Annotated in this window: 14 protein-coding genes; 7 read left to right on the top strand and 7 right to left on the bottom strand. The window is 65.4% G+C overall.

Annotated features, from left to right (window positions below):
- Positions 1 to 34: 34 nt before the first annotated feature.
- The gene (locus NFC73_RS07375) at positions 35 to 454 is read right to left on the bottom strand and encodes a YciI family protein (protein ID WP_056347932.1); all 420 of its coding nucleotides are present in this window, start codon (positions 452 to 454) and stop codon (positions 35 to 37) included.
- 211 nt (positions 455 to 665) lie between these two features.
- On the opposite strand from NFC73_RS07375, the gene NFC73_RS07370 reads away from it, so the two are divergent.
- The gene (locus NFC73_RS07370; protein WP_254748954.1) at positions 666 to 845 is read left to right on the top strand and encodes a VOC family protein; all 180 of its coding nucleotides are present in this window, start codon (positions 666 to 668) and stop codon (positions 843 to 845) included.
- A 61-nt stretch (positions 846 to 906) separates the two neighbouring features.
- Positions 907 to 1,674 (top strand): SDR family NAD(P)-dependent oxidoreductase, encoded by a 768-nt coding sequence (locus NFC73_RS07365; protein WP_254748952.1) that lies wholly within the window; start codon positions 907 to 909, stop codon positions 1,672 to 1,674.
- On the opposite strand, the gene NFC73_RS07360 is transcribed toward NFC73_RS07365, so the two are convergent.
- Both NFC73_RS07360 and NFC73_RS07355 read right to left on the bottom strand, forming a co-directional pair.
- Positions 1,640 to 2,719, bottom strand: a complete 1,080-nt coding sequence (locus NFC73_RS07360) for an FUSC family protein (RefSeq protein WP_254748950.1) — start codon at positions 2,717 to 2,719, stop codon at positions 1,640 to 1,642. The genes NFC73_RS07365 and NFC73_RS07360 overlap by 35 nt on opposite strands.
- 237 nt (positions 2,720 to 2,956) lie before the next feature.
- The gene (locus NFC73_RS07355) at positions 2,957 to 4,555 is read right to left on the bottom strand and encodes an MFS transporter (RefSeq protein WP_254748948.1); all 1,599 of its coding nucleotides are present in this window, start codon (positions 4,553 to 4,555) and stop codon (positions 2,957 to 2,959) included.
- 491 nt (positions 4,556 to 5,046) lie between these two features.
- Between NFC73_RS07355 and NFC73_RS07350 the strand changes: the two genes are divergently transcribed.
- Both NFC73_RS07350 and NFC73_RS07345 read left to right on the top strand, forming a co-directional pair.
- Positions 5,047 to 5,259, top strand: coding sequence for a hypothetical protein (locus NFC73_RS07350; protein ID WP_248763096.1), 213 nt, complete (start codon positions 5,047 to 5,049; stop codon positions 5,257 to 5,259).
- Positions 5,260 to 5,330: 71 nt separating this feature from the next.
- Positions 5,331 to 5,591: a hypothetical protein gene (locus NFC73_RS07345; protein ID WP_254748946.1), complete on the top strand. Its 261-nt coding sequence runs from the start codon at positions 5,331 to 5,333 to the stop codon at positions 5,589 to 5,591.
- A gap of 127 nt (positions 5,592 to 5,718) precedes the next feature.
- Here the strand turns inward: NFC73_RS07345 and NFC73_RS07340 are convergent, their stop codons facing one another.
- Positions 5,719 to 8,259, bottom strand: coding sequence for an ATP-dependent DNA ligase (locus NFC73_RS07340; RefSeq protein WP_254748944.1), 2,541 nt, complete (start codon positions 8,257 to 8,259; stop codon positions 5,719 to 5,721).
- Positions 8,260 to 8,299: 40 nt separating this feature from the next.
- Between NFC73_RS07340 and ku the strand changes: the two genes are divergently transcribed.
- Positions 8,300 to 9,319, top strand: a complete 1,020-nt coding sequence (ku, locus tag NFC73_RS07335) for a non-homologous end joining protein Ku (RefSeq protein ID WP_254748942.1) — start codon at positions 8,300 to 8,302, stop codon at positions 9,317 to 9,319.
- Positions 9,320 to 9,391: 72 nt separating this feature from the next.
- Here ku and NFC73_RS07330 read toward each other — a convergent pair whose 3' ends face one another.
- Positions 9,392 to 9,658, bottom strand: coding sequence for a DUF7218 family protein (locus NFC73_RS07330; protein WP_254748940.1), 267 nt, complete (start codon positions 9,656 to 9,658; stop codon positions 9,392 to 9,394).
- A gap of 260 nt (positions 9,659 to 9,918) precedes the next feature.
- Here NFC73_RS07330 and NFC73_RS07325 point away from each other — a divergent pair, with 260 nt between their 5' ends.
- Both NFC73_RS07325 and NFC73_RS07320 read left to right on the top strand, forming a co-directional pair.
- Positions 9,919 to 10,764, top strand: a complete 846-nt coding sequence (locus NFC73_RS07325; protein ID WP_254748938.1) for a class I SAM-dependent methyltransferase — start codon at positions 9,919 to 9,921, stop codon at positions 10,762 to 10,764.
- On the top strand, positions 10,764 to 11,195 hold the full coding sequence (locus tag NFC73_RS07320) for an SRPBCC domain-containing protein (protein WP_254748936.1): 432 nt from the start codon (positions 10,764 to 10,766) through the stop codon (positions 11,193 to 11,195). The genes NFC73_RS07325 and NFC73_RS07320 overlap by 1 nt, the downstream gene beginning before the upstream one ends.
- Before the next feature lie 152 nt (positions 11,196 to 11,347).
- Here the strand turns inward: NFC73_RS07320 and NFC73_RS07315 are convergent, their stop codons facing one another.
- Together NFC73_RS07315 and NFC73_RS07310 are read right to left on the bottom strand one after the other, a co-directional pair.
- Positions 11,348 to 11,626: an HPr family phosphocarrier protein gene (locus tag NFC73_RS07315; protein WP_058930307.1), complete on the bottom strand. Its 279-nt coding sequence runs from the start codon at positions 11,624 to 11,626 to the stop codon at positions 11,348 to 11,350.
- Positions 11,627 to 11,694: 68 nt separating this feature from the next.
- A complete protein-coding gene (locus NFC73_RS07310) occupies positions 11,695 to 13,731 on the bottom strand; it encodes a PTS fructose transporter subunit IIABC (protein WP_254748934.1) in 2,037 nt (678 codons plus the stop codon).

Genomic DNA, 13,731 nt, shown 5'->3' with positions numbered 1-13,731 from the left:
TCGCATCAAGAGCTGTCGCGTCAGGGCAGGCGACTCAGAGCTGCCCGGTCTGCTCGCGCCAGGCGCGTTCCTTCTGGATCCATTCGTTGTCCTGCGGGAACTCGTCGATGGTGGGCACGCGGCGGATTTCGGTCTTGCGGCCGGCCGTGAGCGGCGCCCGCTTCGCCCACTCGATGGCTTCCTGCTTCGAGGCCACATCGAGGATGTAGAAGCCGCCGAACAGTTCCTTGGTTTCTCCGTAGGGGCCGTCGGTGACCACCGGTGTTTCGCCGGTGAAGTCGACCACAACTCCCTCCTTCGGATCCTCCAGGCCCTCGGCCGCCAACAGGACGCCGGCGCGGATCAGTTCGTCATTGAACTTGCCCATGGCGTTCATCGCCTCGTCGAAGTCGACGTCCGTGAACTTCGCGAGGGACTCGTCGGTTTCCCGCATGATCAGCATGTACTTGGCCATCTCAATCTTCTCCTTGGTTTGTGGAAGGTCGCCCTTCGACCTTCTCATCCACAGGTCGAACGGCGCGAGGCCCGATCGACACAAACCCAGGACTTTTTCCGGACCTCTGAGCGCGCCGGCTGACTCTGGACCGGTGTGCCGGGCAGGTCTAGGGTGGGTTCGTCCGATGGACCCTACGCGCCCACCTGATCCCACGAGACAAGGAGAAGCCATGGCCGGCGAACCAGCGTTCTTTGAAATCGGCGTCGAAGATCCGGAACGGGGCAGGGCGTTCTACGGCGCGCTCTTCGGCTGGGACTTCAGCCCCGGACCGTCTGGAGAGGGCGGATCCATCATCGGCACCCCCGGCATCCCCGGCGGAGTAGGGAAGATTCAAGCTCTGCAAAGATGATCAGGGCTCGACCTTCGGCCTGCACCAGCCGTCGGCTCCGTAACACCGCTAGTCTGGGCGCATGGAGACACCCACCACCGCGCTCATAACAGGGGCAACCGCAGGGCTGGGAGCGGAGTTCGCCCGCCAGCTCGCGCAGGAAGGCCACCACATGGTGCTGGTGGCCCGAGACGCCGCCCGGCTCCAGCAGATCGCTGACGAACTCGAGCGTGATTACAGCGTTTCCACTGAGGTGCTGCCCGCCGACCTGACGGACGACGCCGGTGTGGCCGCCGTCGTCGGGCGCCTCACGGACCCTGCGCGGCCGGTTGAGGTCCTGGTAAACAATGCGGGGATCGGACTGCTGCATTCGTTCGAAAAAAATCCCCTGGAGGACGAGCGGAGGCACCTGCGCCTGCACGTGCAGACCCCCATGGAGCTCTGCCATGCTGCGCTGCAGGGGATGCTGGAGCGGCGCTCCGGCAGGATCATCAACGTGGCCAGTGTGTCGGCTTTCGCCAACCGCGGCAGCTACTCGGCTGCGAAAGCCTGGCAGGTCGTCTTCAGCCGCTGGGCCAACCTTGCCTACGGACCGAGAGGCGTGCACGTCACCGCGCTCTGCCCCGGATTCACGCACACCGAATTCCATGACCGCATGGGCATGGACAAGTCGGTCGCCCCGCACTGGATGTGGCTGCGGGCGGACTGGGTGGTCCGGGACGGGCTGGCGGACAACGCCCGCGGGAAGGGCGTCTCGATCCCCACTAAACGCTACAAACTGGTGGCCGCCATCTCGCGTGTGCTGCCGGCGCGGTTTACGTCCGGGCCGCCGCGGCGTCCGAAGCAGTAGCCTTCCGCGGTGCGCGGATGGCGACCACCACGGCGATACCGATCACGGCGCCCACAAAGGTCTCCACCGCGCGTTCGGTGACCAGCAAGCCCGGGTCCGCGGGCGCGGCAAGCTGCGTCATGAGCAGGATCACCGGCGTGAAGAAGACCATGGCCCAGCCATAGTGCCGCGCCATGAACAGTTCGGTGGGGAACTGGAACGCGATCACCAGCAGCGCCAGCACGGCGGCGGTGTGGCCGGGGAAATACTGCAACGGGGACAACGGCCCAGGAAAGAGTACGACGGCGACCAGCGCCAAACCGACGAACGTCCCCACGATGCGGTGGATCCCGCGGTGGACGCGGCTGGGCAGGTCGGCCCCCGCGAGCGGGACGGCGGCCGCGGCCATGGCCCAGTGCGGGTGGCCGCTGCCGCTCAGGACGCCGCAGGTTCCGGCTGCACCGACGGCCAGGACATAGCGGGCGGCGTGGACCAGCGCGGCCTGCCGGAGTTCGCTGCTGGGACGCGGAACATCACGCACGGCGCCCGCCTGCCAGGCCCGGACCCGCAGCCAGCCGGCGAAGCCCACCAGGATCGAGAACGCGGCCGAGGCCGCACCGACCAGCACGGCAGTCAGGAACGGCACGCTCGTCGGGACCGAGGCGCAGGCGCCCAGGGCCAGGATGCCGAAGAACGGTCCGTTCGGCTTGAGCCGCACTTTGTCGGAGAAAAGGGAACCGGCACCGGCCAGCACGGCCTCCACGAGCACCAGCCACCAGGAGTGGAGGTGGTTGACGGACAGGAACACGCCCACCGTGATGCCGCTGACCAGGACCACTGCCGCCTGCGCCTGGTGCTTGAGGCGAAGCTGGTGGGTTTCCGAGCGTCCATACATGCCAGTCAGGGCACCGAACACCGCGTACATGGTCAGTTCGGGACGGCCGATGGCCAGGAGTACCAGGGAGGGCACTGCCACGCTGAGGGCAACCCGAACCGCCGAGAGCCGGTCGTTGTTCGCCGGGCCCAGGGCGTGCAGCGTGCGGGCATGGGCCATGACTCTGCGCACAGCCAACACCACCTATTCCTCAAGCCCTTGTTCGAAAATTAGCAGAAGCCCGGAATGCTGACCATTAGCTGGGTCACAAGGCGTCGCGTGGGCATGGCCGGAAGGGCAGCGCCGGGCACGGCTAAGGCCCGCCCTGCGTGCTTCCCCCAAGGAAAGCGCGCGGGACGGGCCTTTGAGCGCGGGCTACAAGACGGCCCGGTCAGGCCGGTTTGTGGTGTGTTGCTTAGGCTGTGGTGCCTAGACTCCGGCCGGGACCTTGGCGGCCGCGGCGTCGGTGACGTCCTGGGATTCGAACGGCATATCGGCCAGGTCGATCAGCGGGTTCTCATCCTGGGTGGCAACCAGTTCCCTGGCCTCCGCCTGGGTGTCCACGCTGGGCATGGAGCCGGGCAGCGGACGCTTGGCTGATTCCTTCAGGAAATAGATGGCCACAACCCCGATGGCTGAGGTCGCCATGAGGTAGTAGGCCGGCATCATGTCATCGCCGGTCGCCGTGATCAGCGCGGCCACGATGAACGGCGTGGTGCCGCCGAAGATGGCAACTGCGAAGTTGTAGGCGATACCCATGGCGCTGTACCTGTTGGCCGTCGGGAACTGTGCGGGCAACGCCGAGGCGAGGTTCGCAACATAGAACGTCACTGGGAACGCGATCAGCGAGAGGCCTGCCAGCGTGGACCAGACGTCACCCATGCCGATCAGCAGGAACGCCGGCGTAGCCAGCACGACGGTGCTGATGGCGCCGATCCAGAGGACCGGCCGGCGGCCAATGCGGTCGGACAGCTTGCCCGTCAGCGGGATGCACAAGGCCATGATGACCAGCACGGGGATGGTCAGCAGTGTGCCGTGGACGGGATCGTAGCCCTTGGACTCCGTGAGGTACGTCGGCATGTAGGACGTCAAGGCGTACCCGGCGGTGTTGGCAGCGGCCACAAGGATCATGGCCACGATGAGCGAGCGCCAGTAGGCCTTGACGATTCCGACAGGACTCTTGGCGGCGTCCACGTCGGCTGCTGCGGCGGTCTGCCCAATGGATTCCTGGGCATCCAGGGTGGCCTGGAACTGAGGGGATTCCTCGATCTTGTTCCGGAAGTAGATGGCGATGAGGCCCAGCGGGCCGGCAATGAGGAAGGGTATGCGCCAGCCCCATTCCTCCATGGCTGTCTGGCCAAGGGTCAGCTGCAGGACAGAAACCAGCGCCGCACCCAGGGCAAAGCCGAGGTAGCTGCCCATGTCCAGGAAGCTTGCAAAGAATCCGCGGCGCTTATCCGGGGCGTATTCGCTCACGAACGTGGTGGCGCCTGCGTATTCCCCGCCGGTGGAGAAGCCCTGTACAAGCTTCAGGATTACCAGCAGCGCAGCGGCCCAGATGCCGATCTGGGCGTATCCGGGCAACAGCCCGACGGCGAACGTACTGGCAGCCATAATCATCAGTGTTGCGGCGAGTACTTTTTGCCGCCCGATCTTGTCGCCGAGCCAGCCGAACACAACACCGCCGAGTGGACGGGCAATGAAGGTGGCAGCGAACGTTCCAAGCAGGAACAGCGTCTGGACGGACTTGTCGGCCTCGGGAAGGAAAACAGGTCCCATGGTGGTGATCAGGTAGCCGAACACGCCGACGTCGAACCACTCCATGGTGTTACCCACGATGGTTCCGCCGAGCGCTTTTTTCAGCATGGGCTGGTTGACAACATTCACGTCGGACTCTTTGAGCCTGCGGCGTGCAAGGATCTTCGGTTTGCGCGCACTTGGGAGTGCGTTATCTGGTGCTGCTTCGTTGGGTCGGCTGGCGTTGTTCACGCCTGCTGAAGAGTCGGTCGTGCTTCGGTCTGTGGGCATTTGGGCGACTCCTATGGAGGTCATTTGCTTGCGACTTGTAGCTGCCCCGCTCTGGGCAGGCTTTCAATTTTACGCGGATTCCATGGCAAATGAGAGTTCTATGCCGTAAAGTGCCCTCCTTGGGGAGGGTTTCCGCCGGTTTTCACGGATTTCTTTTGGCTGCTCTCGCCCCGTCATCACTGGGATTGGGGCGGTGCAGTCCCATCGTTACGGAATCTTTTTGTTCACGACCCATTTTTCGGGTCACTTTTCCCCTGAACCGCGCGGAAAAGTGACGGCCGCCACGGCCGTTCGGGCACCATTTCCGGCCGCCACCGTACCCCATGTACAGGCCGGAAACCGGGGGTTCACAACCGAGCCTGAAACTGCCTATTGTTGATTCATGGGAACACTGATTTTTGAGTAGGCGGACGCCTGCGGCCTGGTACCACAGGCCCCGTCCATGCTGATCTCGTCAGACACACTGATTCTCCTCAGAAAGGTTCCACCAAATGACTGCAAACAACACTCCCAGCCAGCCCGAATCCGCGCAGGACGACGCCGAAGCCAAAGGCATCCGGGCCGGGCTGACCGAAGCGCAGCGGGCCATGCTGGCCAGCAAATCCAGGGGCGGCGACTCCGGGCTGCAGAGCGTCGGCAAGAACCACAAGCCGACCCATGTCAGCGGCAAGCAGGGCCCGGCAGAGAAGAAGGTCCGCTGGTAAATCCAGCGCCAGGACAGCACGCCAGACCTACTATTGGTAACCACTTCATTTCACTGCGGAAGGAAGAAAAAATGGCTGAAAAAAATGCTGGAACAAAGATCGAACCGGAGGTCGCGGACCATCTCGCGGCAGCCATGGACACCCCGTCCATGCCGGGCCCGGCCACCATTGCGGTGACCACGGCGATGGCCGGTGAACGCCACTGGCCGGACGGCAACGGCAAGCGCCGGCACCCCAAAGAGCGGGGTGCAGGCCACGGCCGTCTGGGCCAGGAAGCTGCAGTGACGGCTGTGCACCGCACAGGGCGCCCGCAGATGCCGCACTCGTCCTAGGAACACCCTCGCTGACGACGCGCATCTGATCTGACGACACACAAAAGGCCTGGCGACACCAGAATTCGGGTGTCGCCAGGCCGTTTGTGTGTCCCGGGAAAATTTGCGCGTCGCCAACGCAGCGTCGCTAACCCTCCGGCACCACTTCGTCGGCATTCTTGTCCAGCCGCCAGCCCCGCCATACCGGATGCCTGAGCTTGCCGCTGCCCGTCCATGCCCCGAAGGTCACCTCTCCGACCAGCCGGGGCGTCACCCAATGGGCGTCCGAGGCATCCTCGCGCGGAACGTCGTCGAACGGTGACGTCTTTCGCGCCAGACCGTCCAGCTTCTGCCGGAGTTCTTCCAGTTCGCGCATGCTGAACCCGCTGCCCACCCGGCCCACGTAGCGCAGTTCGCTGCCGTCGGGGATGCCCACCAGCAGCGAACCCACCGAACCCTGCCGCCCGCCCTTGCCCGGCCGCCAGCCGCCCACCACCACTTCCTGGGTTTGCTCCAGCTTGATCTTGATCCACGTCCGGGTCCGCTGCCCGCTGACGTAGCGGCTGTCGGTCCGCTTGGCCATCACGCCCTCGAGGCCCAGCTCCCGCGCGCTCTCCAGGATGTGCTCGATCTTCTCGTCCAGGACGGCGGAAAGCTCCACGGGGCACTCCGACGGGTGATGGAACTCCTCCAGCCGCTCCCGCCGCTTAGCGAAAGGCAGTCGGCGAAGGTCCCCGCCGGCGTCGGACAGCAGGTCAAAAAGCATCAGCCGGACAGGGATTGCTGCGCGGGCCTTGGCGACGTCGGCCGGCCGGGTCAGTTTCATGCGTCCCTGGAGCAGACCGAAATCTGGTCTGCCGGAAGGCCCGACGGCGATAATTTCACCGTCGGCGACGAACGGGCCCGCCGGCCAGCAGGCCCGGTCCGTCAGCTCGGGGTAGGTTGCGCTGACGTCGATTCCGTTGCGGCTGAAGACACGGACCTTCTCTTCGTCCGCGACCAGCAGGGCACGCACGCCGTCCCACTTCAGCTCGAACTGCCAGTCGCTGCCATGAAGGTCGGCGGCGGTCCCGGACGTTGCCATCATGGGGCCGAAATCCTCGGCACGCAGTGGGGAAAGCCCGGACTTGGCCGGGGAAACGTCAGCGGCAGGCGCAGCCCCGGAAGCGTCCGGCGCCGCACCCTCCGCCCCGAAATCCTCCTCCGCCGCGTCCTCCGCCGGTTCATCCTCCGCCGGAGCCCGCCGCGGGTGGAACGTGTGGTGGTCCTTGTCCATCAGGTGGATGAGCCATTGCCCTTCGGCGTCCCTGCCCTGCCCGCGGCCGGTGTGGATGAGAGCGAACTTCCTGGTGCCGCCCAGGCCGCCGCCCTCGGCGCCGGTCAGCGTGGCGATGACCTCCCGGCCGTTGATCCATTTCTCCAGTTCATACGTGCCGTGGTCCCAGATGGTGACTTCGCCGGCGCCGTACTGCCCTTTGGGAATGGTGCCCTCAAACGTGGCGTAGTCCAAAGGGTGGTCCTCGGTCTGTACCGCCAGGTGGTTCTTCCCGCCGGATTCCGGGACGCCCTTCGGCAGGGCCCACGACACGAGCACACCCTCGTGCTCCAGCCGGAAGTCGAAGTGGAGCCTGCCCGCGTGGTGCTCCTGGATCACGAACGTATCCCCGTTTCCGGAGGCGCCGGAGAACGGCTCAGGCGTCGCGTCAGGATCCCGCATCGACCGGTACCGCTCCAGGCGGGCGTGCGCGCCGCCGTCGTCCGTCTTCGCACTGGGGTTCCCGGCGTCCCCACGGTTCCCGGCACCGCTGCCGACGGCGGCGAACGGGTCCTTGCCCGCCTTCACCCGGCGCAGCACGGCGTTGTAGTCGAGGTGCTGGAGCATGGGGGAGCCGATCTCCTGCCAGGTCCGCGGGGCGGCCACCGTGGGCGTGAGGCGGCCGCGCAGGGAGTACGGCACGATAGTGGTCTTTGCGGCGCTGTTCTGGCTCCAGTCCACCAGGACCTTGCCCATGCGCAGCTTCTTTTTCATGTCGCTCACGGCGAGATCCGGGTGGTCCGCCTCCAGCGCGCGGGCCAGTTCGTGGGCAAAGTCCGAGATCTGGTCGGAGGTCTGCGTTCCGTCAAGGCCCGCGTAGAGGTGGATGCCCTTGCTGCCGCTGGTCACCGGCACCGGTTTCAGGCCCACGTCCTGCAGGATGGCGCGGGCCAGCCTGGCAACCTCGGCGCATTCCTCAAGCCCTGCGCCGTCACCGGGATCGAGGTCCAGGACCAGGCGGTCCGGGTTCAGTTGCTTGCCATGGGAGTCCACCTGCCACTGGGGCACGTGGATTTCCAGCGAATTGATCTGGCCGAACCAGGTGAGCGTGGCGGGATCGTTCACCATCGGGTAGTAGATGGTCCGGCCCTTGTGCGTGATGGCGGCGCGGGGGAGCCAGCCGGGCGCTGAATCCTCCAGGTTCTTCTGGAAAAACACCTCGCCGGGATGCCCGGTGGTGCCCACCCCGTTGACCCACCGCTTGCGGGTGGCGGGCCGGTTGGCCGCGGCGGGAATCAGGACATGGGCCACGGCGGCGTAATAGGCCAGGACATCGGCCTTGGTGGTGCCGGTCTCCGGGTAGATGATTTTGTCCAGGTTGGTGAGGGTCAGTTCCCGCCCCGCGACCCGGACACGCTCCTTAGGGCCGGCCATGGGTCTTCACCTCCGGCCCCCCGTGATGTTCACTTGAGGGATGAGAGCCATCTGGAAAGGTGCCATCGCATTTGGCCTGGTCAATGTGCCCGTGAAGGTCTACAGCGCCACCGAGGACCACGACATCAGCCTCCACCAGGTCCACAACGCCGACGGCGGCCGGATCCGGTACCAGCGCCGCTGCGAGGTGTGCAGCAAGATCATCGACTACTCGGACATCGACAAGGCCTTTGAGGACGAAGGCCGGACGGTGGTCCTGTCCAAGGATGAGCTCAAATCCATCCCGGCGGAGAACAGCCACGAGATCGAGGTGGTCCAGTTTGTTCCGTCGGAGCAGCTTGAACCGATGATGTTCGAGAAGAGCTATTACCTGGAGCCGGATTCCAAGTCGCCCAAGGCCTATGTCCTGCTGCGCCGGGCGCTCGAGGACACGGACCGTGTGGCCATCGTCCAGTTCGCCCTGCGCGAGAAGACGCGGCTGGGGGCGCTGCGCATCAAGGACGAGGTGCTGGTGCTGCAGTCCCTGCTGTGGCCCGACGAGGTCCGGGACGCCAGCTTCCCTGCGCTGGACACGTCCATCCGGATTTCCGCCCAGGAACGCGAAATGTCCGCCGCCCTCGTGGAGTCCATGGCCGCGGATTTCGAACCCGAGCACTTCACCGATGACTACCAGGTGCAGCTCCGGAAGCTCATCGAGGCCAAGCTGGAGAAGGGCGATTCGCTCGATACCGCCGAAACGTTCGGCGCGGAAGCCGGTGAGGGCGGCAACGGCGAGGTCATCGACCTGATGGAGGCGCTGAAGCGCAGCCTGGAGCGGAAGCGCGGCGGCGGGAAGCCTGCCGCCTCTGAGGATGCGGACGCTGCGGACGCGGACGACGCCGGCACAGGAGAACGTGCCGACCGTCCTGGCGGGAAGGCTCCCGCCAAAGCCGGTGCCAAGACTTCGGGGACGAGGACAACGACTGCAAAGACGGCTGCGGCGAAGTCCTCCGAAACCAAAACCGCCGCCGAGAAGCCTGCGGCGAAGACCACCACCACACGGGCTCGACAGGGTGCTTGAGGCCGTCCGCGAAAAAGCGGACCGGGAATGCATAGGCCGCGAGCATGCTGTGTTGGTGGGGATGGCAGCCGCCTAGGAGTTCCGCAGGGCGGAGATGAGATCGCTCTTCTTTTTGGCTGAGTAGCCGGTGAGGCCTATTTCCTTGGCTTTGGCCTTAAGTTGCGGGACGGTCCAGTCCTCGTAGTCGCCGGATTTCCCGCCCTTGCGGCCCACCGCGGAGCGGCCTTTCTTGGCGGCCGCGTTCGAGATACGGGCGGCTTTCTGCTTGGACGCGCCGTCCTCGCGCAGTTCCTCGTAGAGTTCAGGATCTTTCAGGCTCGGGTTCTTTTTGCCGGGCATGTCGTCCTCCTTTGCCGGGACCGGGAAATCCTGGACGCCGTAGCGCCGTAGTGGCTGGTCAGGCTTCCACGCTAATTCCGGGGTTGGGGAAACACAAGGAAACCCTAAGTTTGCTTGCTTCCGCGCCGAGCCCTAGCCCCGGACGCTTTACAGCCCGCCCCGCTGCGGCCACAATGGGTCGCATTGCAGCCCTGCGCAACAGCGTGCTGTCACTCGAAACCTGTCAAGGAAAAAGCCTGTCAAAGGAGAGGGGCGCCACCATGAATGACAAAGTGGATGTGGACGAGGCAGACCGGGCTCTGAAACAAAAGCACCGGGCCATGTGGGCTTCAGGGGATTACCCCGCGCTGGCCAGTGAGATGCTCCTGGATCTCGGAGCCATCCTGGTGGATGCGTGCGGAGTCAAAGCCAAGCAGCGTGTTCTGGACGTCGCTACGGGCTCCGGCAACGCCGCCATCCCCGCTGCCATGATGGGTGCCCGGGTGGTGGCCAGCGACCTCACCCCGGAGCTGTTCGACGCCGGGCGCCGGCAGGCAGCCGACCGCGGCGTAGAGCTGGAGTGGATGGAAGCAGACGCCGAGGCACTGCCGTTCGAGGACGACAGATTCGACGTGGTGGCGTCCTGCCTGGGTGTGATGTTTGCGCCGCACCATCAAGCCGGTGCGGACGAAATCGTCCGGGTGTGCAAACCCGGCGGCACCATCGGCCTGCTCAGCTGGACGCCCGAAGGCTTCATTGGAAAGATGTTCGCCACCATGAAGCCGTTCGCGCCGCCGCCCCCGCCCGGAGCCCAGCCGCCCCCGCTGTGGGGCAGCGAAGACCATGTGCGGGAACTCTTCGGAGACAGGATCACCGATATCCAGGCGAAAAAGCGCACGCTGGCCATCCGCAGTTTCCACCAGCCGGAGGACTTCCTGCGGTACTTCAAGTCCCACTACGGTCCCACCATCTCGGTCTACAAGTTCATCGGCGACGACCAGGAGAAGGCACAGGCACTGGACAAAGCCCTCACCGAACTGGCCGATTCGTTTGGCGAGGCCCACGGTGATGCCGTATGGCAAATGGAATGGGAATATCTGCTGTTGACCGCCAAGGCGGCCCGGTAGTGCCTGTGAACCTCGTAGCCACATCCACCATCACCATTGATGCTCCGGCGGACCGCGTCTGGAAGGTCATCACCGATCCGGCCGCCGTGAAGGAGTTTATGTTCGGCGCGGACCTGGAGACGGACTGGACGGAGGGTAGCCCCATCGCGTGGCGTGGCGAGTGGGAAGGAAAACCCTACGAGGACAAGGGCAAGATCCTCGTGGTAGATCCCGGCCGCAAGCTGGTCCACACGCACTTCAGTCCGCTGGGCGGCGAACCGGACAAGCCGGAAAATTACCACACGCTCACGTGGACCCTCGAGGAGCGGGGCGGTGCAACAACGCTCACGCTCTCACAGGACAACAACGCCAACGAAGACGCGGCGGAACACTCCAAGGGCATGTGGGACATGCTCGTGGCGGACGTCAAGAAGATCGCCGAACGCGGCTGACCTCAACTAGGTAACAGCACATGTCGGTATGAGCCTCCATAACGACATCTGCTGCTACCTAGTTGGGCGGGAGAGGGATTAAGCGAGCGGCCGCCGTCGTACCTTCCCCAAAGAGGGGACAGGCGCGACGGCGGCCGCTCGCGTGAGGCGGTTTACTCGGCGTCGTGATCTGTTTCCAGGATCTGGACCAGACGCGCCAGGGCGTCATCCGCGCCGGTACCTTCGGCGCGGAGCACCACAACGTCGCCGTGGGCGGCACCCAGGCTCATGAGGGACAGGATGCTCGCGGCGTCCATTGCCTCATCGACCGGCTCACCTTCGCGGGCGATGGTGATGTCCAGGTCGAACTCTCCAGCGGCCTCCGCAAAGATGGCGGCGGGGCGGGCGTGCAGGCCTACGCGGCTGGCGACGGTTGCGGTGCGTTCTGACATTTATTGCTCCTTTGTCTTTCGGCGCCTCTACGTTCAGCGCCGTGAATTCGTTGTTTGGTAAGGCCGGGTCAGACCGTTGCGGGAACGGACTCCACGGTAGCAGCGGGCTCGCGGACGGCCCAGCGCTTGAGGGCGATGACTGCCAGCGCGCTGACCACGGTTCCGGCCAGGATGGCGACGACGAACATGACCAGGTTGCCGATGGCGAAGAACACGAAGATACCGCCGTGGGGTGCCTGCGACGTAACGCCGGTGGCCATGCAGAGGGCTCCAGTGAGGGCACCGCCCACCATGCTGGCGGGAATGACGCGCAGCGGGTCCGCCGCGGCGAACGGGATGGCACCTTCGGAGATGAACGACGCACCCAGCAGCCAGGCCGCTTTGCCGTTTTCGCGCTCAGCCAGGCTGAAGAGCTTCTTGTCGAGCACGGTGGCGAGGGCCATCGCCAGCGGCGGGACCATGCCGGCAGCCATGACAGTTGCCATGATCTGCCACGGCGCCTGGTTGGTGGCGCTGCCGGCGCTCAGGCCGGCAACAGCGAACGCGTAGGCAACCTTGTTGACCGGGCCGCCGAGGTCGAAGCACATCATGAGGCCGAGGATGATTCCGAGGACGACGGCGGACGCGCCGGTCATGCCCGACAGCCAGGAGTTCAGAGCGGTGGTGAGTCCGGCGATGGGGCCGCCGAGAACCAGGAACATCAGGCCGGAGGCAAAGATTGAAGCCAGCAGCGGGATGATCACCACGGGCATCAGGCCGCGCAGCCAGCGCGGTACCTGCCAGGTCCCGATCAGGTGGGCCATGTAGCCCGCGAGCAGGCCGCCCACGATGCCGCCAAGGAAGCCTGCCCCCATGAACCCTGCGACGGCGCCGGCGACAAAGCCGGGCGCAATGCCCGGACGGTCGGCGATCGCGTAGGCGATGTAGCCGGCCAGTGCGGGAACCAGGAAGCCCATGGACAGGGCGCCGATCTTGAACATGACCGCGCCAAGGTAGATCGCAAGTCCGCCTTCTGGCAGGTTGCCGAAGTTGTTCTCCACCACCACCTTGTCAGCGACGCCCGTGATGTCGTAGCCGCCCAGCAGGAAGCCCAGGGCGATCAACAGGCCACCACCGGCCACAAACGGAATCATGTAGCTGACACCGGTGAGCAGTGCCTTCTTCAGCTTTTGGCCGATGTGCTCGCCCTTTTCGGTAGCCTCGTTCTCGGCTTGTTCCTCTGCCCCGAAGTGGGGGACGCGGCGCGCATTCGGATTGTCAGCGGCAGCGAGCGCCTCCTGGACCATCTTGGCGGGCTCGTCGATGCCGCGCTTGACGGGTGCGTTGATGACGGGCTTGCCGGCGAAGCGTTCCTTGCCGCGGACGTCCACGTCCACCGCGAAGATCACGGCGTCGGCGGCGGCAATGACTGCCGGGTCCAGCGGCTTGGCGCCCGAGGATCCCTGGGTCTCCACCTGCAGGTCCACACCCATTTCCTGGGCAGCGGCAACCAGCGAGTCGGCCGCCATGTACGTGTGGGCGATGCCGGTGGGGCACGCGGTCACAGCCACGAGGCGCCGGGGACCCGCGGTGGTTGAGCCTGCCGAAGCCGAGTCTGCCGAAACGGCGGCAGCAGGCGCCTCAGCAACCGCAGCAGCCGCGTGGGCTGCCGGCTTGTCCGCCAAAGCGCCGTCCACCAATTCCACGATTTCCTCGCGGGAAGACGCCGCACGCAAGGCCGCGGTGAAGTCCTTCTTGATCAGGGACCGGGCCAGCTTGGACAGCAGCTTCAGGTGCTCCTGGTCCGCGCCTTCGGGGGCAGCGATGAAGAAGATCAGGTCCGCGGGGCCGTCCTTGGCGCCGAAGTCCACCTTGGGGTTGAGGCGGGCCATGGCCAGCGTCGGTTCGAGGACGGCGGCTGAGCGGCAATGCGGGATGGCAATGCCGCCCGGGATGCCGGTCGCTGTCTTCTGCTCGCGGGCGAAGGCGTCGGCGAAGAGGCCTTCAACCTCTGACGCGCGGCCGGTGGCAGCAACTTTGCTGGCCAGGTGCCGGATCACGTCCTCGGGCGAGGTGCCCAGGTTCTGGTCGAGCTCGACCAGTTCGGTGATGATGAGCTGAGTCAC

The sequence above is a fragment of the Pseudarthrobacter humi genome, from assembly GCF_024294965.1.
Taxonomy (GTDB): Bacteria; Actinomycetota; Actinomycetes; order Actinomycetales; family Micrococcaceae; genus Arthrobacter; species Arthrobacter humi.
Note: the sequence above shows the minus strand (reverse complement) of the source record. Positions and strands in the feature narration are given on the sequence as shown.